This is a genomic window from Spirosoma aerolatum, from assembly GCF_002056795.1.
GTDB classification, from domain to species: Bacteria; Bacteroidota; Bacteroidia; order Cytophagales; family Spirosomataceae; genus Spirosoma; species Spirosoma aerolatum.
This window is the reverse complement of sequence record NZ_CP020104.1, coordinates 5,003,820-5,025,890: the sequence shown is the minus strand read 5'-3', so window position 1 is coordinate 5,025,890 and position 22,071 is coordinate 5,003,820. Positions and strand designations below refer to the sequence as shown.

The window sequence follows — 22,071 nt, the reverse complement described above, 5'->3', positions numbered from 1 at the left end:
GCGAGCGTGGAGCCAGGAGCTTGGTGATTGAGGTAACTCCTTACTCCACGCTCCCGGCTCCACACTTATTTTACCAACCGCTGGATTTCCTGTTCGTTTACTTTAACGGGGTATGTTTGTTTGAGTTGTACAAGCCACTGTTTTTCAAGTTGAGCCTGGTACTCGTTGATTACCGTTCCGCGAGCTTCGGCAAACGTTTTGGCGCGGGCGGGTTCTATTCGGCTGATGATGACGGCAACAGCTTTATTGTCGCGATGTAAGGTGCTAGTCCCCACTTTCCACTGATTGATGGCGTCGAGGTAGGGATTCGACCCTTCGGCAAAAACACCGTCTATAAGCGTGATGGCTGGCTGGTTTCCTGTAGCTGTCGATCGGCTGTTGAACACACGCACGACATCCTCTTTCGAATTGCTGAAATACTGGAACGTTACGTTCCGCTGCGCATCACGAGCTACCCCTGGGCGGGCACCCTGATAATCTTTCTCCATAATCCGACTCAGGGCCACACCGTTCTTCTGAAGGTAATTGACTACATTCCGAATGCGACCGGCCGAGACGGTATCGGTTTCAGTAGGGTCGTGCGAACCGCTCACTTCAACGACATAATCGGGGTTGCGACTCATAACCACCAGTACATCGAACAGGGTTTCGCGTAGTTGCGGAGTTAGCGTTGTCTGATTTTTAGTGAACGATAAAGGTGCGGCCGACCGCTTAAGCTGATAGGGTGGGCGGTTGCCAAAAAGTGCTGTTGCCTGGGTTAACAGGCTGTCGTTCTGAGCGATTACGATGGTGGCAACAGCCCGTTCCGGAAAGCGATATTTCGCTTTATTCTGCTCGAAATAGAGCCGTTGACCTGTAGAGTCACTCATCGAACGATCCCACACATTCTGTTCCATCATTTGCGAAAGCAGGACCCCATCGCGGATTTCGTTCATCAACGACCGGAATTCAGGTGATTTTTTGTCCAGATTAGCTTCCTCGGTAGCGATCAACTGGTCACCTACAAAACGGTCGTACAGCCGACGCATCGCAACAATCGGAGAACCTGTAGCTGGTCGGTCGGCCTGGGTAGCCGGATTGGAAGCTAGGGCTGGATTTCGCTGGGGTTGCTGTCGCTGACGCACATAGGCAAAAAACTGGTTTACGGTATAAGGCTGCCGGGCTATGGTAATGAGCGTCTTTCCCTGAAGGATTGGGTCGAGTGGCTCGGTGTAGCGCCATTGACCGCGTAGTAAACTGCTGTCGGCTTTGGTAAGTGCAACATCGAGTAGCGACTTAACGTCTTCAACAGCATACTCTTTACGTAACCGTTGGACTGTAGCTTGCCGGAGCAATTCGGCCCGACTATCGGTCGTAACCCGCTGCCGCAGCGAAGGAGCCAGTGTGGTATAGGGGTCAATGGCCCGACGCTCGATGAGTTTGATGATGTGCCAGCCGTAATTGGTACGAACGGGTTTCGAATAGTCGCCCGGTTTGATGAGCGAGAAAGCGGCATCTTCAAACGCAGGAACCCAACGACCGGGTTCGAATATGGGCAAAATCCCGCCGTTGTTTTTGGAGGTAGCATCGTCGGAAACTTCGCGGCAAACCAGTTCGAACGAGTCGCCTTTTTGCAAACGGGCATAAGCGGCATCGATACGCTCCTGAGCGGCTTTCTGACCAGCCTCGTCGGCACTGGGACTAATGCGGACCAGAATATGCGCTACCCGCGCCCGGCCCCGACTGGGTCGACGGCTATTGACCTTGATCAAATGGTAGCCAAATCGGGTTCGAACGGGCTGCGAAATGCTCCCAACAGGTGTCGTGTAAATGGCTGTTTCGAGCGGATAGACCACGTCGAAGACAGGAACAAATCCCAAATTTCCACCCGTTTTAGCCGTTGCCACATCCTGCGAATGATCGCGGGCAAGCTGAGCAAAATCCGTTCCGGCCAGTGCTTGCTGACGTAGGGATACGATTTTCTGGTAAGCGGCCAGTGTATCGGCGGGGAGCGCATCCTCCGATACTGAAATCAGAATGTGCTGGGCATTCACATCCTGTTGCATACGCTGGTAGGCTTCAGCCGCCAGAGATTCGACCTGTAACTTATCGGTTAAATACGATTGAGCCAGTTGCTTCCGGTAGGTGGCCATCTCTTCCCGAAAGGCTTCGGTTGTGTCGTGCCCTTCGGCTTCGGCAGCCAGTACCTTTAGTTTCAAATTTGTGTATAAATCAAAATACTCTTTGATGTCGGTACGTTGGGCCGAATCTGCTGACAGTTGATTTTTAGTGAACGACTGAAAAAAGTCATCGGTCGTGAATGTCTTGTTGCCCAGGGTCAGAATGACTGGTTTTGGGGGTGTTTGCTGAACAACAGGTGTGGTTGTTTTGCAGGCTGAAACAAGTAAAGCCAGCAATAAACCTCCAGTTATATGGCGCATAGCGTCGATTTAAGTGATTGGGAACGTAGGGGTAAAACAGTTCTGATAACAAAAACATTCGTTCCCGTTAAAGGAACGATTGGGCAGGGAGGTTATTGGCGAACAGGCTGAATTTTAACGGTTTTAAGCAGCACGTCGTAGTCCAGTTGGTAGTCGAATGCATCCTGCATATGCTGACCTGTAAACTGAGCCGGTACACGCACCAGACGTTGGCCCGATTTTCGGAGATCGGCTTCACGAAGCTCTACACTACTTTGCCCCAGCAAATCATCTTCATCGAGTTTATCGATCAATTGTAAGCCGACTCCTGATGCCACCAGACCCGCCGATACATACTTGAGTGGGGTCAGCACTTCGGTTGCCGTAATGAGTAAGCCAACCGGAATAGCCACTACGTTATGGATTTTCTGGATTTTAGCCATTGTTTCCCGGGCGCGGGTGTAATCGTCCACTTCAATCAGCACCAGTGAGGCCACGATCCGCCCGTTACGCGGTAAGGTCAGGCTGATAGGCTTGGCCGGGCTGATCGATTCCGACCCACTCTTTTGCAGGTCAATCTGTTGATCTTTCTGAACCGGCACCACGCCCCAGCCGCCATTGACAACCCCAACCGCCTTATTCTGGGCATCGTAGCTCGTCAGCGAATAGGCCATCATCAGTTCATCGCGCCGGGTAAGGGTTTCTTCCAGATTGATTGCCTTCAACGAACGAGGAACCAACTGAGCCGTAAGAGCCGGTTGACGCACGCAGCCAAATATCTGAACCAGGATTAGCAGGAATAGGATAATTCGCATGATCTATGAATTTTGACTGAGTGAATGATAGAATAATTGAATAGGGGTTTGGTTAGTTAGTCAATCATTCAAAATTCACTCATTGTCAAATACTTGGTTCTTGCTGACTCAGGCAGTGAAAACTACCCAGGCCCCAGACGATGTCGGTTGAGTCGATTCCGACGATCTTTCGGTCGGGGAAACAGGTGCCGATGATGTCGAGGGCCTGCTGATCGTTGGTACACCGGAACGTAGGAACAATGACGGCGCCATTGGTAATCAGGAAATTGGCATACGAAGCGGGGAGCCGCAAGCCGTCGCTAACAACCGGATCGGGCATGGGCAGCTCAACAATGTTTAGTTGCTTGCCGTTCAGAAGCCGCATTTGCCTGAGTTCGTGATGGATTTCCTGCAAAAACGGATAGTTATCGTCCTGCTGGTTCGACTCATAGGCCGCTATAACCGTGTCTTCGTTGACGAAGCGGACCGTATCGTCGATATGGCCATCGGTATCATCGCCAACGATGCCTTCTTCAACCCAGAGAACCTGCTGAACACCGTAATAATCACATAGATATTGTTCAATCTGCGCCTGGGTCAGGTGGCTATTTCGGTTTTGGTTCAGCAAACATGCCCGGCTGGTCAGCACCGTACCTGCACCGTTAAATTCGACCGACCCACCTTCCATAATGATGCCCGGTGTTACATAGTCTAATCCCCGATAATGGGCGATTTCAACCGGAATCAGGTCGTCCCGATCATACGGAGGATATTTACCGCCCCAGGCATTATACCCCCAGTTGACAATCATTCGTTCTTTTTTGGCCGGGTTGATCAAAAATGCCGGGCCATGATCGCGGCACCAGGAATCGTTGGTCGGGTGGGGCAGGAGCGTAATCCGGCTCATATCGGCTCCGGCAGCCAGCAAGCGAAGTTTTGCCGCCTGGATAACGAGGTCATTATGGGCGTTGATACATACCTGTTCACTTTCGGCAATCGCTTTAATGAAGTCGATATAAGCCGGAAACATCAGTTCCTGACGATCTTTTGTCCAGGAAGCTTCGGTATGCGGCCAGCTAAGCCAGGTGGCTACGTGCGGATGCCATTCGGCAGGAAAGAAAAAGCCCTCACGGGCAGGAAGAAACGACATTTACGAACGATATAGGATGAATAATGAATACCATGCACGATAAGGTAGTGGCTAGCCTTATTCATTTCAGCGTATTCATCATACATTAATAATGTGGTTGATTCAATCAATGGCTGTATCTTCATGCAACCATTACAGCACACCGGCAAAAATACATAAAATATGCAGTTCAACAGGCAACTTTGTTGGCTTAAGGCGATTGCGCTACTCCTGATCTGGGCAACAAAAGGTATTGCTCAGCCTACGTTGAAGCCGGTATCGGTGCTTGATCGATTACCCTTCTGGCATCCTGTGTATAAGCCAGTCAATACGTATATGGCGTCTAGCTATTATCCCAAGCCAGATGCTTATAGCTTTGACAATCTCGATCAATTGCTTCAGCGGGCAAAAGCTGGTGAAAAAATAGAAGCCTTAAGCATCGATCAGTCTGTATGTCGGCAGGGAAATCTAGCTGTGTTGAGCCAGTTGACATCGGTGCGCGTTTTAAGCCTGAGCGGGTTGACAGTCGGGCAAACAGACTCGCTTTTTCAGGCTGTTCGGAACTGGCCATCGTTGGAGCGTCTGGTTATTTTGGGATATGCTCTCATCGAAAATAAACCAGAAACCACTCGTCTGTTTAAAACGGCACCCACTACGATTCCGCAGTTGCCAAAGCTGACGGATATTCGACTCAATGGCGATTACCGATTATGGAAGCCGATCATAGAAACGTTGCCTAACCTGAAAATTCTCCATCTCGATCAGAACAGCGTTCCGTCTACCGATCCTATAGTACTCGATTTGAGTAAGTTAGGGCAGCTTGAGCAGTTGAAAATTAGTGGCCAGAACTGGGTAATAAAACCGGAGCTATTCCGTAACTTAATACAATTGCGGGAGCTGTCATTGGCAATTGTCAAGGTCGATTCTACGACGTTTCAGCAAACAATCGATGGGCTTACCAATCTGAACATACTGACGCTGGATAACATCCGTTCATTGCGGGAGCTACGAGTAAATAAACTAACAAGTCTGAAAGAATTTTATGTAAACAACAACTCGGAGTTAGTGATCAATACCCGTGATTTTATTCACCTGACTGCTCTGGAACGGCTCAACATCCAGAGCGCGCACCCGTTTGATCTGTCAGGCATATGTTCGTTGACTCGCTTACAGTCGCTGAGACTTACCGGGCGAGGGACGTCGATGAAAATTCCTGATTGTCTGGGCCAACTGAATCAACTAACGGAATTATACATTGAGAATCTGAAACTGGATCGGCTACCCGTGTCCATCAGTTCGTTGCGTCAGTTGAAAAAATTGGGTGTAAGTTATTGCGGTCTGGATTCTCTCCCAGCTGACATTGGCCAGTTAACCACACTTGAAGACCTGAATCTGGCTGGAAATAAGCTGGCCCAACTACCCGATCTTAGCCGGATACGGTCGCTACGCCGACTGATGGCCAGTGGGAATCAACTGGTGACGTTACCGGATGCCCTGGGTCAGTTGACACAGTTGGCTACGCTTGACCTGTCTCGCAACAAACTGACGCAATTGCCTGGCTCCTTTGGGCGTTTATCTGTCTTGCGGACGTTGAATGTAGATAATAATCAGTTGGAACGATTGCCCGACGACCTGGGTAAACTGCGAAAGCTTCAGGGTCTTTCTCTGCAAAATAACCGGTTGAAGGAGTTGCCAGTCAGTATCGGTCAACTGGATTCGTTACAACAGTTAACGATTGGTAATAATCGGCTTAAAAGCCTGCCCGATAAGCTTGGTCAACTTCGCAATCTGATCGATTTGACTATTGGAGCCAATGAGTTGACTACCTTACCCGCCACGATAGGTGGCCTGACAAAGCTGACCCGGCTGGCCATTTATCCAAACCCGATCGCGGAGTTGCCCGCGTCCATTTGTGAACTGCGAAATCTGGAATCGCTTACGATTATGGGGACGCAGCTACGGCTCCTGCCCGATAATATCGGTGCTTTAACTAAACTTCAGCAATTGATGCTGAGTAATAACGAGTTAATTGCCTTGCCAACTAGCCTCGGGAACTGTCAGGAACTTACCAATCTGTCGCTGGAACGGAATAAGCTGGAAGGTTTACCTAACTCCATTGGCCGCTTATCCAAACTTCGCAATCTGAGAGTTACGGGTAAAGAAAAAGTTTTGGAAGGAGCTACGGGCGGCTTGCAGCAAGTACCCGATAGTTTGATCTATTGTACCAATTTGTGGGATGTAGCCATTGAACGCCAACCCCAGTTGGACATTGATGACGTGCTGCCAAAATTGGCCCGGTTGAAAAGCCTGTTTAACCTGAGTCTTACGGAATGTAATATCAGCCATCTCCCCGCCATTGCCTGGAAAGAGGTCAATTGGAGTATGCTCAATCTGTATCAGAATCGATTGACGGAAATACCTGTCGAACTTCTCGACGCTCCCAAACTAAACGTTGTTTCGTTGTGGGATAATCGGCTTCCTGATGCGCTTAACCAAGGCTTTCAGGATAAAGAGGCTTTGCGGGTAGGTTTTGTAGAGGCTGGATTAGTACCACTGGAAAGCTTGCGTAAACCGAATCGAAGAGTAACTGCCGCTTACCAGCATATGGCTAATCAGAAAGCCCGAACACGCGACTGGTCAGGCGCCATGACTGATCTTCAGAAAGCTATCGATTATGCGCCCGATACGATTCTATCCTTGCCGTATGCCCATCGAGCCAGTATGCACTTTTTTCGGAGAGAGTATACCAACGCCCTGGCCGATTATGATAAAGCCATTGAGTATGCTCCGCTAATCCGTAAGGATAGATTTACGGACCCAGCATCGGCCAATCGAAATCTGGCTACGTACTGGCAACAGAAAGCGGCTGTTTTGGGCGTGATAGGCCAGCCGGATGAAGCGTTTAAAGCCATAATACAGGCCGAACGGTTTTTGCCGACGAATGATCAAACGCCCTTGAGTGGGCATATTTATACAGAAAGTGGTCGGTATCTGGCTCAGAAAAATAAACTGGTCGAAGCCGATTCCAGTTTTTGCCGAGCCATTCGAGCCTATGAAAAACTGACATATCCCGACCCCGGTACCCGCCTGACGATTGTGGAACTGAGTTTACTAACTGGCCAGTACGACCGGGCGCAGCGAACGTTAAACAATTTGCCACCGGAACAGATACGGGATGGATATGAAATTCTGAAAGAATACCTGGCTAACTGCCTGAGCGTTCTGAAAAATGAACAGACTGGAACGCAGGCCCTGGAACGGTTAACGAAGTATTTTAGCCTGCATCCGGCCAACGTGTACGGGTGGAGCTTCGACTTATTTGATGGCTGGTTGAGTCGAACCAAACTGGCTTCGGAGAAATTGACTGCCCTTCGCCAGTTGACCGATATAACTAAAGAACGCTTGGTAAAGCCGCAATGAATAAGGCTGTAGTTTCTTGCAGATGAACAATCCCCCACGTTCTGTGGGGATATAGAATGTAGGGAATCAACCAATCAAGGTTTGTACCTGCTCCAGAGTCAGTTGGGAAAAATCGTCTATAATCAGGCTTGCTCCTTTATCGGCTAATTCGGAGCGGGTGTGCGTAGTTGCCAGGGCAATGACGCTCATACCGGCCCGAAGGCCAGCCTCGATACCCGCAAATGCATCTTCGAATACCACACAGCGACTGGGCTCTACGCCTACGCGCTGGGCGGCTGTGAGGTAAATCTCGGGGTCAGGCTTTCCCTTGTGAATCATGCTGGCATCCACAATGGCATCGAAGTAGGGGCGCAGCTGTGTTCCGTCGAGGGTAAAGCCCACATTGCTTTCAGGCGCCGAAGTGCCAACGGCCATAGGGACCCCCGCTCTTTTTAGCGTATCCAGAAACGTAATCAAACCCGGTGTAGGCCGAAGATGAGGACGGTACAACTCTCGATAAATCGCTTCTTTTTCTTCGGTCAGTATGATTACCTCAGCAGGTGTAACCGGACGTTGCAGAACATAGGCCAGTGAATCGGCAGAAATATGCCCGTTGATGTGGTCCATGTACTGATCGCGGGTGAGCGAAAGACCGTGATTTTGGGCAAACTGAAGCCATGCGTTCAGGTGAAAATCGGCATTGTCGATCAAAACACCGTCCATGTCAAACAGGGCGGCAAACGGAGCAGTGGGCATAATGGAATGAATTTCGGCAGCAAACAGCAGGAAAACGTACAGACTGATGATTGCTGCTTAACGTTGCTTAAACTGGGTTCTCTGGTGAGGTGCTTGGTAAAATATCTCCGGCCAGCACAGCGGCTTCGTGCAGTAACTCCGTAGCGACCAGCTCATCCGTAACCGTTTCGATATGGTCATCGAATGCCTGAACACGCTCCTCGTCCGTCGACGCAGCATTGTGCATTCCCAGCAGAAACCGCCCTACATAAAGCAGGCTTAAGGAAAAACGGAGTTCGGGTAATGTATGGCTGAAGCGAGTCTGCGGTTCGGTAGGTATCATAGTTGTCCAACAACAATATCCCCTGTCCCAGTTCGCTTTATATAACGAAGAGGATAGGTCTGTATAGCAGCCTCTACAACTTAGCTTTCGGCTACACGGATGGGCCGTCCAAGCTACAGGGCCTTGATTTTCAGGTTTCGGAAATAGATGGGAGCACCAGCATGTTTGCCCTGTAAGCCAATATAGCCATGCAGCGGCAGGTCGGCAGCGGGCTTGTTAAGCCATTCGGGTACGGGTGAGCCGTCAGGATTGGTTTTGGTCGACGTAAATTTGTTGAGATCGATGGTGTTCACCAGTTCGTTGTTCAGCACCACATAGATCATTTTGCCCTGGCAGGTGATGGTGTAGCGGTTCCACTCACCTGGTTGCTTCACCACTTTTTGCTTCGTAGCGGCCTGATGACCAAAGAAAGCCCCGCATTGCCAGGTTTTGGGCGAATCGGCCCATTGTTTGGCGTAATCGTCGGCAATCTGAATCTCTACTGAATTGGGAATCCAGTTGGTAGTATCGCTGGCATGAACCACTACACCACTGTTTGTGCCATCGGCGGTTTTGAAAAACAGGTCCAGAATAAAATCATCGTAAGGAATGGCGGTCCAGATGGTTTTATCGGCCGTAGCGGTCAAGGCACCTTCATCGTCCCGATACCAAACACCTTTCGGGAAAACGGCCTCCGACAGATCGGGGCCGAAGAGGTGCTTCCAGCCTGCACCACTTGGGTTAGGATGCCCTTTAGGGGGAACCGGAATGGATTGAGACTGGGCTGCCAATGAAAATAATATGCTAAAAATCAGTGAAGCCGTAAAGGTGAGTTTAGACATGACTTGATGGTTTTGCAGCACGAATATAAACATCCTGCTTCAAGGTAAAAATAAGTCTGGTTTAAACACAGAGACACGAAGAACCCAGAGGTAACTAATAAACTCTGCATTCTCCGTGACTCTGTGTTTAAACCAGATTTAAAGGGCATCCGACTGGCGGAAGCTTTTCATAATCCATCCACCGCCAACCACGTCGTCGCCTTCGTAAAAAACAGCGGCCTGACCAGGAGCAATGGCCGAAACTCCTTCGTGGAAAAGCACTTCGATTTTATCGCCCGACTGGGAAATGGTAGCGGGCGTGCCGGGGTCTTTATAACGTACTTTCGTGACGGTTTCGAGCGGCCCGGCAATATGATCGTACTTTTGCAGGTTCAATTTGCTGACACTCATGCCATCGCGCAGTAAGTCTTTATCAACACCCAGCACAACCTCGTTGGTGTCTTTCCGGATTTCGGTCACGAACATCGGTTGTCCAAATGCCATGCCCAACCCTTTTCGCTGCCCAATGGTATAAAACGGATAACCCTGGTGTTTACCCAGAACTTTGCCCGTTCCTTCCATCACAAAATTACCACCAGCTACTTCGGCTTCCAGACCTGGCATCCGTCGTTTCAGAAAACCCCGGTAATCATTGTCGGGAACGAAGCAGATTTCGTAGGATTCCGATTTGGTGACGAGTTCAATAAAACCCCGTTCTTTAGCCATCTCCCGAATTTCGGATTTGCGCAGATGCCCCAGCGGTAGCTTGGTGCGGCTCAGGCTTTCCTGGGATACGCCCCACAGCACATACGACTGATCTTTGAGGGTATCGACCCCTTTTGAAATCACGTATCGTTCATTTTCGTATCGGATATTCGCGTAGTGCCCGGTTGCAATAAACTCACAATCGAGTCGGTCGGCCCGGCGGAGCAGAGCGTCCCATTTGATGTGCGTGTTGCAAAGAACACAGGGGTTTGGGGTGCGACCTTCCAGGTATTCGCCCGTGAAATGGTCGATGACATAATCCCCAAATTCGTCGCGGATGTCGAGAATATAGTGAGGGAACCCCAGGCTGACGGCGATGTTGCGGGCGTCGTTAATACTGTCGAGGCTGCAGCATCCGGTTTCTTTTTTTGTTCCGCCCGACGAGGCATAATCCCAGGTTTTCATGGTCATGCCGATGACTTCATAGCCTTCTTCGTGCAGCAGAACCGATGCCAGTGAAGAATCAATGCCGCCACTCATGGCGACCAGAATACGTCCGTGTTTGCTCATTTGTGTATCTGCGAGGGGTCAAAGTCCTCCGATTTAACTTGCTGGAAAATTATCCAATAAGGGTTCAACACCGGATTCGTTGAAATTGGTTTCCAACGGGCTTTTTCTGACAGGATTTACGGATACAAAAGATATTTCTTCCGCATCTGTTTGTAAGCTGACAAACCGGGTTCCCAGCTTTTGCGGATTTCTTTTTCCGATACCCCGGCAATGATTTGTTTTTTCAGGTCTTCGTTGCCACTACGGAAGTTGAAATTGCCAATCTGGTTGCTATATTTTGTATCGAAGAACTGCTCTTTGTTAGGATACGCTTTGTATAACTCCATCAGCCATTGCAGGTTAAGCTGCCGGGTTTTTCGAAACGTATTTGTGTCGTAGTTCCGCAGGTCAATGCCATAACATTCGGTGTCCTGATGCAGAGGAGTTTCACTCATACCTTTGATACTGACGGGCTTAAACGAGAATGAGTAGATCCCTTTGAGCGCCGGAGCCCCCAATATCGTGAAAGGCATATACGTACCTCGCCCCTGGCTAATGATTGTGCCTTCGAACCAACAGGTGCTTGGGTAAAGCATAATCGACTGTTGCGTATTCAGGTTTGGCGACGGCATTACCGGCAACGTATAGGGCGTATCGTGCGTGTAGTTGGCAACCTTGATGATCTTGAGCTTACATAGATTTTTTCCGGGCAATCCACCCCAACCTTCGCCATTGATCATTTGCGCAAACTCACCGATGGTACAGCCGTGTGTAATCGGAATAGGGTGCATACCAATACCCGAGTACAGGTGCTTTTCCAGAATCGGCCCATCAATAATGAAGCCGTTCGGATTGGGGCGGTCCAGAATCATCAGCTCCTTCTTATGCTCGGCGCAGGCTTCCATCACATGGTTAAGCGTATTGATGTAGGTGTAAAACCGGCAACCCACATCCTGAATATCGAAAACCATCAGGTCAATGTCGGCTAGTTGCTCCTGCGAGGGTTTCTTGTTTTTGCCGTATAACGAGATAATGGGAATACCCGTTTTCGAATCGACCGCGTCATCTACTTTGGCACCGTTGCTGGCATTTCCGCGAAATCCGTGTTCTGGCCCAAAAATTCGGACAATGGTAACGCCCAGGCTCAGCAGACTATCGACACTCGGTTTGTTGCCGATGATCGACGTCTGGTTTACGACCATACCAATGCGTTTTCCTTTCAGATAAGGCAGATAGGCCGAAACCTGATCGGCACCTGTTATGAGTTTGGCGGCTTTAGGCGGAGTTGCTGTTAAGAAGTTGCTAGTTACTTCGGCAGGTTTATTTGGGAACAGAAACCCCAGGAGCAGTGGGGCCAAAAAGAGGGTGATTGTTTTCATGAACATCAGCAAATCGACAATAAAAAGGCAAGTTGCTGATAAAAACGGGGAGTACAAATAAGCAGCGTGTTTTGTTGAGCTTATGCTCTATTGAAGCGATGCGTTGCCGTCGGCGTATTTAAGGTTGTATGTCAACTGATTGATGCGCCAGCCATTCGGAGTGCGTTCGGCCTTGATGTCATAACTTCCGACAAACGTCCGGGTTTTACCGTGAATGGCAGCCGTGCGGTAATGGGTAGCCACCGCGTAACCGTACACATCGGCCTGATCGCCGTGTAGCGTGATGAGGTAATGCCCGCCCTGATGGTGAACGGCATCGATACCCTGGAAGCCTGTCTGCCAGCCGTCTGTTATCGACTGGGCCGTTACTATGCCCGGCGGTGCCCCACCGTTCGATTCCATATCGAGATAAACAGTTTCAGTGAAAATCTCATTGCGTAAACCCTGCCAGTTTCGGTCGTCGGTATACATAAACAGGCGATTGACCAGTTCAGTGATGGCAAGCTTGTCCTGTAGTTCGGCCAGACTCGTTTCGTTGCTATTCATGGTTCGTCAAGGAATGGTAGTTAAACAGCACCATAACCAATAAGGTCCGTCAATTGTTACCTTATTTCGGGGGTGATTCGGCGTGGCTTTGCCCCCTTAAAATTGCCAGACTATACTTGTCGTACACGCGTCGACAGTGCGGGTACACATTTACCGTCTATTTGAGAATTTGACTTGTTCAGTATCTTCGATGCACCTAGTTGATCATGATCGAATGCGTCGAGCCCTGCTTGGCTTTTTAGAATCTACGCTTCAGTTCATTCTGTTTAGCAATGGCTACATTGCGTTCTGCGCTGTTGTTATGTGCCAGACGACCGCATTGCTGTTTGATCTCAGGCTACCCCGTTCGCTTTTACTCTTCGTGTTTACGGGCACCTTGGGCAGTTATTCCCTACACTGGTATCTGACCGAAGTGCCGACCGATTTATCGACGGCAGGCGCTATTCGGCTTCGCTGGAATCAGCGAAACAAACCGTTGCTACTCGTGCTGTTTCTACTGGCGACCATTATTGGTTTACGCGAACTGTATACGCTCAAAACCTATCTGTACGACCTTTTTCCGGTTGTTGTGCTGGCGTTTTTGTATACGGCTCCCAAGCTCAATTTCTGGCCGTTTTTGGCACTGCGCCGGGTTGCCATTCTCAAAACGGCCTACCTGTCGATGGTCTGGACATACGTTATGGTTGGGCTTCCGCTGCTAATCAACGACACACCCCGGCATTTCAGCAGTATGCTCATAATTGCCTGGGCCTTAAACTGGTTTGTGTTCATCTACAGCATTGCCTTTTGGTTCGACTACCGCGACCGGAGCGACGATGGTAAATCAAAATGGTTAACCATTGTATCGATGCTCACAAACCAGCAGGCACTCCTGTTTTTTCGGGGGTTAGTGGTGGCTTATCTGGTTACGCTTACGGCCTTGTTTTTTGAGGGTGTCCCACCGAAAACTCTCCTATGTCTGGGCTTGCCGATGGTAATCCTGGTTTTGAGTGCTCGTCGGCTTCAGTCACCCCTGTCCGACTATGTATATTATGTGTGCTTGGATGGTCTTTTGATGATTCCCGGGCTTCTTCTAGCAATTAGTCAGTAAAGCCGGAAATCATCGGGATTAAGAACCTGTTGGTATTTTTTGTCATTGCGACGCAGGAACAATGACAAAAAATACTCTATTGGTACATCAATTTCGGTACCCAATTATTCCGAACGCAGTGATTTTACCGGATTCATCAGCGCGGCTTTGATGCTCTGGAAACTGACCGTTACCAGCGCGATTACGGCCATCAATATACCTGTCAGGGCAAATACCCACCAACTGATCTGAATTTTGAACTCGAAATTTTGCAGCCACTGACTCATGGCATACCAGGCAATGGGCGAGGCTATAAGCATGGCGATGGCCACCAGTTTCAGGAAATCTTTAGTCATGAGCGCAATGATGCTGGCGACCGATGCGCCCAGTACTTTCCGAACCCCGATTTCTTTCGTACGCTGTTCGGCCGAGAAGGTTGCCAGACCAAACAGGCCCAGGCAGGCGATCAATATGGCGATCAGGGTGGAGGTTTCGATCAGCTGTGAGGTTCGGGTTTCATTCTTGTAGGCCTGAGCCAGTGTTTTGTCCAGAAAATCGTACTCAAAAACCTGATTCGGAAACGTCGCTTTCCAGGCTTTTTCGATGGTGCCAAGGGCAACCTGTATGGATTCGGTTGTTGGCGTTTCGCTTTGTAGTTTGATACCTGCCTGATAAAAATTATTGGGCACCACCTGAATCACGGTCGGGTCGATTTTCTGGTGCAGCGAGTTGACGTGGAAGTTTTTGGTAACGCCAACGATCGTCGCAAACTCTTCTCCATCACCGTAATAGATGCGTTGGCCAATGGCTTCGGCTGGCTGACGGATACCCATTCGGTCGAGGAAGATCTCGTTGGCAATGATTTTAAACGCGGCTTTTGATGTATCGGTATCCTTAAGTTTTTCGCCTGCCAGCAGTTGAATACCGTAGGTATCCAGATAATGCGAATCGCCCATTTTCATCTGCGTCTTAATCTCAATCGGCGTCGCCCCTTTGCGGTACTGCATTCCCTGCATCCAGTTGCTTTCGGCGGAGGCACTGTTGAACGAGAAACTGACATCTTTGATCTGTGGCGATTCCATCAATTGTGCCCGGAGTGTCTGTAACTTTTCTGGCTTATTGTCGGGTAGGCCAACGGTAATTATGGCTGCTTTATTGAAGCCCAGATCGGCATTCTGGAAATAGGATAACTGCTTGTTGATCAGCAAGGCGCTGCTAATCAGAATCATGGAAACCGTAAACTGGACAACGACCAGTCCCTGGCGGAAGGTAGCACTTCGCTCGCCCTGCGGTAGCTTGTTGCTTTTTAATGCCCAGATGGGTGGCATTCCCGATAAACGATAAGCGGGGTATGTTCCGGCCAGAATGGTTGTTAGCCCGGCTAGTCCAGCCAGAAATACGACAATTTTCCAGGTAAACAGGTCCGAAGCCGTCAGTGGAAGTCCCATCATGGTGGCTATGTTCGGTAGCACCAGCCAGGCCAGTAGGATACTCAACAGCGTAGACAGGAAGGTGATCAGCCCCGCTTCGGTCAGAAATTGAAACATCAGCGATAACCGATTGCTGCCCACGGCTTTACGAATACCAATTTCTTTTGCCCGTTTGAGGGCTTGTGCGGTTGTCAGATTAATGAAATTGATACAGGCAATCAACAGCACAAAGGCCCCGATGAGGGAGAGCATATTAAGCAGTTTGCTACTGGCCTGCCGTCCGCTAAAGTTGAATGAATAATGAATTTTGGAAAGTGGGTTGAGTACGAAATGTTGATTTTCAATGGATTTTGGGTCTTTCTGATACTTTACCTGAATGTCATGAAACCGCTTCGTTAGTTGCTCTGGACGGAAGCCTGGTTTTAATAAGGTATAGATCTGAAAATTATCGCCAAAACCATTCCAGCCATGCGAGTCGATGTCAGGGTTTACGCGTTTGAGGGTCGGAAACGAAACCAGTACATCGAATGGAAAGTTGGTAGTTGCGGGATGATCCTTCAAAACGCCGGTTACACGGAGGTCTTCTTTGGTGTCGTAGCGAATGGTTTTGCCAATAATGTCGGTACTGCCAAAGAATTTCTTGGCATACGACTCCGTCAGCACCACCTGATCTGGTTGTGAAAGGGCTGTACGTGCATCGCCCGTTACCCATTGGTAATCAAGAAGCTGAAAGATGCCGGAGTTGGTAAATGCGACCCGCTCTTTAAAGAAATCGCCTGAAGCAGGATTGGCTAACCCCTTGCCCCATTCATGGTAAATGGGTACAATGACCTCAAATTCAGGAGCTTCTTTGGGCAGGACAATCGCCATTTCGGTGTAGGTTCCCGGATGTGGGTTTGGGTCGCTGTTGTTGGCCGTTTCGATCCGGTAGATGCGGTCCCCGTTTTTATGCTGCTTATCATAGCTGGTTTCATGAACGATAACCAGAAAGACCAGCAGGGCACAGGTCATTCCCAGGGTTAGCCCGAATCCGTTGATGCTGGAAAAGACTTTGGCGTGCGTCAGATTACGCCAGGCGATTTTTACATAATTACTTATCATAGCAGGACTTACTAAAATTGGTTGAGGGTATTCTTTAGCTGTTTTTGACTGGGCCAGTGGCCGTAAAAGTTTAAGAGCACTCAGGCTATATCGCCAGTTGGCTTTTCTCTTCCCCACCGTTTGTATCCAATGGTCATACAGTTCCAGCAGATCGCCCTGCACTTCTTCCGAGGTATCAGGATGGCCGAATGTGGTTAATAACCAGGTAGCAAAGCGGGGGGGGTAGTGCGCATGCTCTGTGCTATTCGGATCGAAGTGATTTTATGGGATTGATCAACGCGGCTTTGAGGCTCTGAAAACTCACTGTCAATAAGGCAATGCCAATGGCCAGAAAAGCAGCCAGAACAAATACCCACCACGAAATATCGATGCGGTAGGCAAAGTTGTCGAGCCATCGGCTCATGACGTACCAGGCAATGGGCGACGCGATCAGAATGGCGATGGTGACCCAGGCAATAAATTGTCGCGACAACAGAAACAGGATTTCGGCAATACTAGCCCCTAACACTTTCCGAATGCCAATTTCTTTGGTGCGTTGCTCGGTTATGAAAACGGCCAGACCAAACAAACCCAGGCAGGCAATAAAGATGGCCAGGGCCGAAAAGATTGTAGCGATGATACTCGTTTTTTGTTCCGATTCGTAAAGCCGGGCCAGCCGCTCATCTAAAAACGAATAGTGACATTGGTCCGTCTTTTCGAACCGTTGCCAGGTTTCTTCGATATAATCAATCGCATTTTTTGTGGCATTGGGCTGAATTCGGACGGTTAAAATACTGGTGGCTTGCCGGACGGGACTAAGGTGAAACACCAGCGGACGAACCTGGTGGTGAAGCGATTCATAATTGAAATCTTTAAGAACACCAATTATTTTATAGGTTTTGGATTCGTTTGCGACGATTTCGGTGACTTCCTGGTCTAACGGGTTGTTCGTATTAAACGCTCGCACTGCCGCTTCGTTGATGACCACGGCAGTGCTGTCGGCCAGCCGATCATTGGCAAAGAAGCGTCCGGCTTTAACTGGCACTGCAAACGTTTTTACGAAATCTGCATCGACGTCAAGGTACTGGCATAAAACGGGGTCGCTACCCGACCGTTTTCCGGCCAAATAAGCACTTCCTGGAATGCCGTTTGCAAATAATAGGGATGAATTGCTGACCGATAGTATGGCTGGATTTTTCAATAATTCGGCTTTAAAGGGTTTGAGTTTATCGCCCAGTGCTGCCCCATTGTTGATCGAGAGTAAGTGCTCTTTGTTGAATCCAAGGTCTTTATGCTGAAGATACCCTAATTGGTTTCGGATGATGATCATACCCAGAATGAGCGTAATGGATATCGAAAACTGGGTAATCACCAATAGGCTACGTAAGGAGGATTTTCGTTTTTGTACGACCGATTTTAAGACCTCAACCGGCCGAAAAGATGATAAAAAAAAGGCTGGGTAACTTCCCGCCAGCAGGCCCACAATTAGCGTAAAAACAACCAGTGTCGGAATAGTATACGCATTGGTAAAAAGTGGTAGTGCCAACTGTCGGCTTGTGATCTGGTTGAAGCCGGGAAGCATGAGTTGTACCAAAAACAAAGCCACAAGGACCGAAATAGCAGTCAGCAATAGCGATTCAGTCGTAAACTGCCCCATTAGTTTTAAGCGACTTGAGCCAATGGCTTTTCGGATGCCTACTTCTTTGGCGCGCTTCTCGGAACGGGCTGTCGATAGGTTGACGAAATTGATGACGGCAATCAGCAGAATAAATAAGGCCACTACCGAGAAAATAGACACATACACACTGTCGCCAATTCGGGCATTACCCCACTCGGTATTGGGGTCGATATTGTATTGCCGTTTTGCCTGCAGATAAATGGATAATAACGGTTGCATGCGATACTCAAATACATTGCCGTTGGCCAGAAATTGCTGCATAGAAATGCCCAATGCTTTTTCAATCTCAGGTCCTAAACGGTCGAGAATGACTTGCTGCATTTTGCGCTCGACCCGTGCCGGATCTACACCCTCTTTGAGAACAATGTAGGTCGAATAATTCCCTTGCAGCCAGTTTTGTTGATTGACTTCGGGATAGGTCGACATCGACAACAGGAAATCGCAACGGAAATGCGACTTATCGGGAAAGTCTTTCATGACACCCGTAATCTCATACGAGTTTGTTCCATCGACCAGAAACGATTTTCCCGTCGGGTTTTCCTGCCCGAAGTATTTGCGGGCCATGGTTTCGGTCAGGACTATGCTGTTCGGATTTTTGAGCGCAATTGCTGGATTGCCGTGAACGAAAGGCAGGGTAAATACATCGAAATAGGTGGAGTCGGCTGTGTAGATACTATTTTCTCTGAAAATCTTGTCTTTATACCGCAAATCGTGTACGCCAAAGTAGCCGATACGGGTTTGAGTGAGCACTTCAGGGAGCATCTGCACCAGGGTTGGGCCAGCCGGAGGTGCCGTCTTGGCATTGCTGGCTTCTTCGTTGTTAATCGAACTATGAACGTAAAGCCGGTACGTCTGTCTGGCTTTTTTATTGAAGGCGTCGAAGTTTAGCTCATCGAGAATGAATAGGCACAATACGATGGAACAGGCAATCCCCAACGCAAGTCCAGTGATGTTGATGGCCGAAAATCCTTTGTTGTTGAGTAAGTTGCGATAAGCTATTTTAAAATAATTCAGTAGCATAGCGGGACTCAGTAAAAAAGATGAAGTATACTGTTCTTTTTTCGCTCGTTTAGCCAAAGGCCGAAGTAACGTCAAGGCACTCAGCGTATAACGCCAGTCGGCTTTTCTCTTCCCCACCGTTTGCATCCAATGGTCGTACAGTTCCAGCAAGTCGCCCTGCACCTCTTCCGACGTGTCGGGATGACCAAAGTGTTCCAGAAGCCAGGTAACGAAGCGAGGAGGTTTCATAGGGTAGGATTTGTAGAGACGCAATCCCTTGCGTCTCCTATGCGTCAGCCATAAACCATCCGGTCATGAGACGCGAAGGCCGGGCCGCCGTTGCGGTCGCGTCTCTACATGTTTATTCCGACCGCAACGATTTTATCGGATTGGCCAGGGCCGCTTTGATGCTTTGGAAACTCACGGTAATCAGGGCAATGCCAATGGCCAGCAAACCCGCTAGTGCAAAAACCCACCAATCGATAGCAACCTTATATTCGTAGGCCTGCAAAAACTGACTCATCAGGTAGTAGGCAATGGGCGATGCAATGACTATGGCAATCAAGACCAACCTGAGGAAATCGCTGGATAGTAGGGTGAAAATGCTGGTGACAGTAGCACCCAGTACCTTGCGAACACCAATTTCCCTGGTCCGTTGCGTTACCACAAACGACACTAGCCCGAACAGCCCCAGACAGCCTATGAAGATGCCAAGAACCGCAAAAAGCGTCAGGAAGTTGGATAGTTTGCGCTCATCTTCATAAAAAGACCGTAAATCCTGCTCAAGGAAGCTTGGCGTAAAATAATAGTTGGGGAACAGCGCCTTCCAGTAACCCCCAATCAGCGCAATTGCCCTGGTCGACCGATCGGGATCAATACGAATGCTGGCCGTTTGAAAGTTCCAGTCGGCATACAGAAACACGTGCGGCACGATAGCGGACCGGAGGCTCTGCGAATGGTAGTCCTTTACAACGCCCATGATGGTAAACGGTGTATTGTTATTTAGGTTGATACGTTCGCCTACAGCACGCTCCGGCGACTGGAACCCCAGGCTACGGGCCGCTTTTTCGTTAATGATCGCCACGGCATTCGTATCGGCGTGCGTCCATGACCGCCCGGCAATCAGAGGAATTTTAAAGAAGTTGAAGTAATTGGTATCGACGTACTGAAAGCGGAAGGTGTATTCTCCATTGGGCAGGTTGGGATGACGTACCGGGTTCCACCACCACTGACGATTGCTGGAAGGCGTTGTAAGTCCGAATGCAACGTCCTTGATTTCTGGATGTTGCAACAGTTGCTGCCGGAAGCGTTCGCGCACGACAGCATTACCCCGGTCGGGCATATTTACCGTCACGATGGCCTTCTTGTCAAATCCCAGATCCTGCTGGTAGAAATAACGAATCTGTTTGACGCCAATGATTGTGCAGATGACCAATATCTGGGCAATGACAAATTGACCTACTACCAACGATTGCCGCAGCGATAGACCTACGCCACCAAGGCCGCGAAACGGCAGAAACCACGGCCCTCTTAAGGCTCGAACTGGCTGGAAACCAGACACGATTAGCGCCGGATAAACACCCGCCAGCAGTGTAGTTACGACACCCAGCACGAGTAGAAAGACGACACTGCTACCATCCCAAACCGCCGACTGAGCCACTTGTGTGTTTAGTAATTGGTCGGCATATCGAATCAATTGATTAGCCAGCAAACCACCTAAGCCGATACCCAAAAAAACGACCAGGGCTGTTTCGCCGAAAAACTGGCTGATGAGCTGCGCCCGACTGCTACCCAGCGCTTTGCGGATTCCAATCTCCCGGCTGCGTTGCGTAGCCTGCACCGTAGCCAGATTAATAAAGTTAATGCAGGCAATCAGGATCAGAAAAAGACCAATGCCGACCAGCGTGTAGAGTATCCACTGAGGTAATACATAGTGATAGGAATCGGCATCACTCTGTGTATCACGATGTACATCCACGAGGGGGAGTAACGTAAAGCTCGTGTAATGATAGTGATGTTGCGCCGAATGTTGAGCCAGCATTTTCGCTAGCGTAGCTTCAATAGCTGACGGCGCTGTACCAGGCTTGAGAAGCACATAACCGTGGTGCATCGAATCGCCCCCGCTCCAGTAGTTTTCATTTTGGTATTCGGGCATGATTCGTTTCAGGGTTTCGCGAGAGGCCAGCATCTGGAATTGAAACTCTGAGTTGACGGGCACTTTTCGGATGATACCGGATACCGTTAAGACCACATCGTTGCGAATACGGAGCGTTTTTCCCAGGGCATTACTGCTGCCAAAAAAGCGCTGGGCGGTGGGTTCGTCGAGGACAACCTGATAGGGCTTGCTGAGCGACTGTTTGGGCGAGCCGCTCAGCCAGTCTACATCGATCATGTCCAGAAACTGAGGTGGACTGAAAAAAATATATTTTACGTTGAACAGCGTTTGTCCAACCTTCACCCCATCCGATTCAATGGCGTATACATTGGCGGCAGCCTCTATGCCTGAGATCTGATTGGCTAAGGCTTTTATGACACCCTGGGGTACGTGCGAACCTTTTTCGCCGTACTGAGTCTGGTTGATAATCCGGTAAAGCCGGTCGGCATGATGATGGTAACGATCAAAGCTATATTCGAACCGAACAATCCAGAACAATACAATGCCTATGCCTAGCGCTAACGTTAGACCGACCATATTAATCAATGTGTAGCTCCGGTTTCGGATCATGCTGCGCCAGGCAATTTTTCCATAACTGCGTATCATAGTAGGACTTAAGGGAAATGGTGATGTATACTGTTCGTTTCTTTTTCGCTTAGCCAGTGGCCGTAGCAGTTTTAAGGTATTCAGACTATATCGCCAATTGGCTTTTCTCCTCCCCACCGTTTGCGTCCAATGGGCATACAGTTCCAGCAGATCACCCTGCACTTCTTCCGAGACATCAGGATGGCCGAACGTTTTTAATAGCCAGGTGGCGAAGCGAGGTGGAGTCATGGAATTAGGATTATGTAGGAATCGGTCCGCCGGTGGGGCAATACCTTT

At 49.3% G+C, this 22,071-nt stretch carries 13 protein-coding genes and 1 pseudogene; 2 read left to right on the top strand and 12 right to left on the bottom strand.

Annotated features, from left to right (window positions below; all coding sequences use genetic code 11):
- Positions 1 to 65: 65 nt before the first annotated feature.
- From B5M13_RS20840 to B5M13_RS20830, 3 genes are all read right to left on the bottom strand, one after another.
- Positions 66 to 2,420: a peptidylprolyl isomerase gene (locus B5M13_RS20840; RefSeq protein ID WP_080057492.1), complete on the bottom strand. Its 2,355-nt coding sequence runs from the start codon at positions 2,418 to 2,420 to the stop codon at positions 66 to 68.
- A gap of 92 nt (positions 2,421 to 2,512) precedes the next feature.
- Entirely contained in the window at positions 2,513 to 3,214 is a 702-nt protein-coding gene (locus B5M13_RS20835; RefSeq protein ID WP_080057491.1) for a hypothetical protein, read from the bottom strand.
- An 85-nt stretch (positions 3,215 to 3,299) separates the two neighbouring features.
- On the bottom strand, positions 3,300 to 4,343 hold the full coding sequence (locus B5M13_RS20830) for an agmatine deiminase family protein (RefSeq protein ID WP_080057490.1): 1,044 nt from the start codon (positions 4,341 to 4,343) through the stop codon (positions 3,300 to 3,302).
- A gap of 162 nt (positions 4,344 to 4,505) precedes the next feature.
- Between B5M13_RS20830 and B5M13_RS20825 the strand changes: the two genes are divergently transcribed.
- A complete protein-coding gene (locus tag B5M13_RS20825; RefSeq protein WP_080057489.1) occupies positions 4,506 to 7,742 on the top strand; it encodes a leucine-rich repeat domain-containing protein in 3,237 nt (1,078 codons plus the stop codon).
- 66 nt (positions 7,743 to 7,808) lie between these two features.
- On the opposite strand, the gene B5M13_RS20820 is transcribed toward B5M13_RS20825, so the two are convergent.
- The 6 genes from B5M13_RS20820 to B5M13_RS20795 form a co-directional block, all read right to left on the bottom strand.
- On the bottom strand, positions 7,809 to 8,477 hold the full coding sequence (locus tag B5M13_RS20820) for an HAD family hydrolase (RefSeq protein WP_080057488.1): 669 nt from the start codon (positions 8,475 to 8,477) through the stop codon (positions 7,809 to 7,811).
- A gap of 67 nt (positions 8,478 to 8,544) precedes the next feature.
- Positions 8,545 to 8,799, bottom strand: a complete 255-nt coding sequence (locus B5M13_RS20815; RefSeq protein WP_080057487.1) for a hypothetical protein — start codon at positions 8,797 to 8,799, stop codon at positions 8,545 to 8,547.
- 113 nt (positions 8,800 to 8,912) lie between these two features.
- Positions 8,913 to 9,620: a 3-keto-disaccharide hydrolase gene (locus B5M13_RS20810; RefSeq protein WP_080060015.1), complete on the bottom strand. Its 708-nt coding sequence runs from the start codon at positions 9,618 to 9,620 to the stop codon at positions 8,913 to 8,915.
- 138 nt (positions 9,621 to 9,758) lie between these two features.
- Positions 9,759 to 10,874: a tRNA 2-thiouridine(34) synthase MnmA gene (gene mnmA / locus B5M13_RS20805; RefSeq protein ID WP_080057486.1), complete on the bottom strand. Its 1,116-nt coding sequence runs from the start codon at positions 10,872 to 10,874 to the stop codon at positions 9,759 to 9,761.
- Positions 10,875 to 10,990: 116 nt separating this feature from the next.
- Positions 10,991 to 12,232 (bottom strand): exo-beta-N-acetylmuramidase NamZ family protein, encoded by a 1,242-nt coding sequence (locus B5M13_RS20800; protein ID WP_170061167.1) that lies wholly within the window; start codon positions 12,230 to 12,232, stop codon positions 10,991 to 10,993.
- An 87-nt stretch (positions 12,233 to 12,319) separates the two neighbouring features.
- Positions 12,320 to 12,778: a nuclear transport factor 2 family protein gene (locus tag B5M13_RS20795; RefSeq protein WP_080057484.1), complete on the bottom strand. Its 459-nt coding sequence runs from the start codon at positions 12,776 to 12,778 to the stop codon at positions 12,320 to 12,322.
- Positions 12,779 to 12,968: 190 nt separating this feature from the next.
- Between B5M13_RS20795 and B5M13_RS20790 the strand changes: the two genes are divergently transcribed.
- Positions 12,969 to 13,868, top strand: a complete 900-nt coding sequence (locus tag B5M13_RS20790; protein ID WP_245859413.1) for a UbiA prenyltransferase family protein — start codon at positions 12,969 to 12,971, stop codon at positions 13,866 to 13,868.
- A gap of 104 nt (positions 13,869 to 13,972) precedes the next feature.
- On the opposite strand, the pseudogene B5M13_RS20785 reads toward B5M13_RS20790, so the two are convergent.
- The 3 genes and pseudogenes from B5M13_RS20785 to B5M13_RS20775 form a co-directional block, all read right to left on the bottom strand.
- Positions 13,973 to 16,600 (bottom strand): annotated as a pseudogene (locus B5M13_RS20785) (FtsX-like permease family protein); the annotation flags it as partial.
- 19 nt (positions 16,601 to 16,619) lie between these two features.
- Complete coding sequence (locus B5M13_RS20780) at positions 16,620 to 19,283, bottom strand: ABC transporter permease (protein ID WP_080057482.1); 2,664 nt, start codon at positions 19,281 to 19,283, stop codon at positions 16,620 to 16,622.
- Between the two features lie 112 nt (positions 19,284 to 19,395).
- Entirely contained in the window at positions 19,396 to 22,023 is a 2,628-nt protein-coding gene (locus B5M13_RS20775; RefSeq protein WP_218919455.1) for an ABC transporter permease, read from the bottom strand.
- Positions 22,024 to 22,071 lie beyond the last annotated feature (48 nt).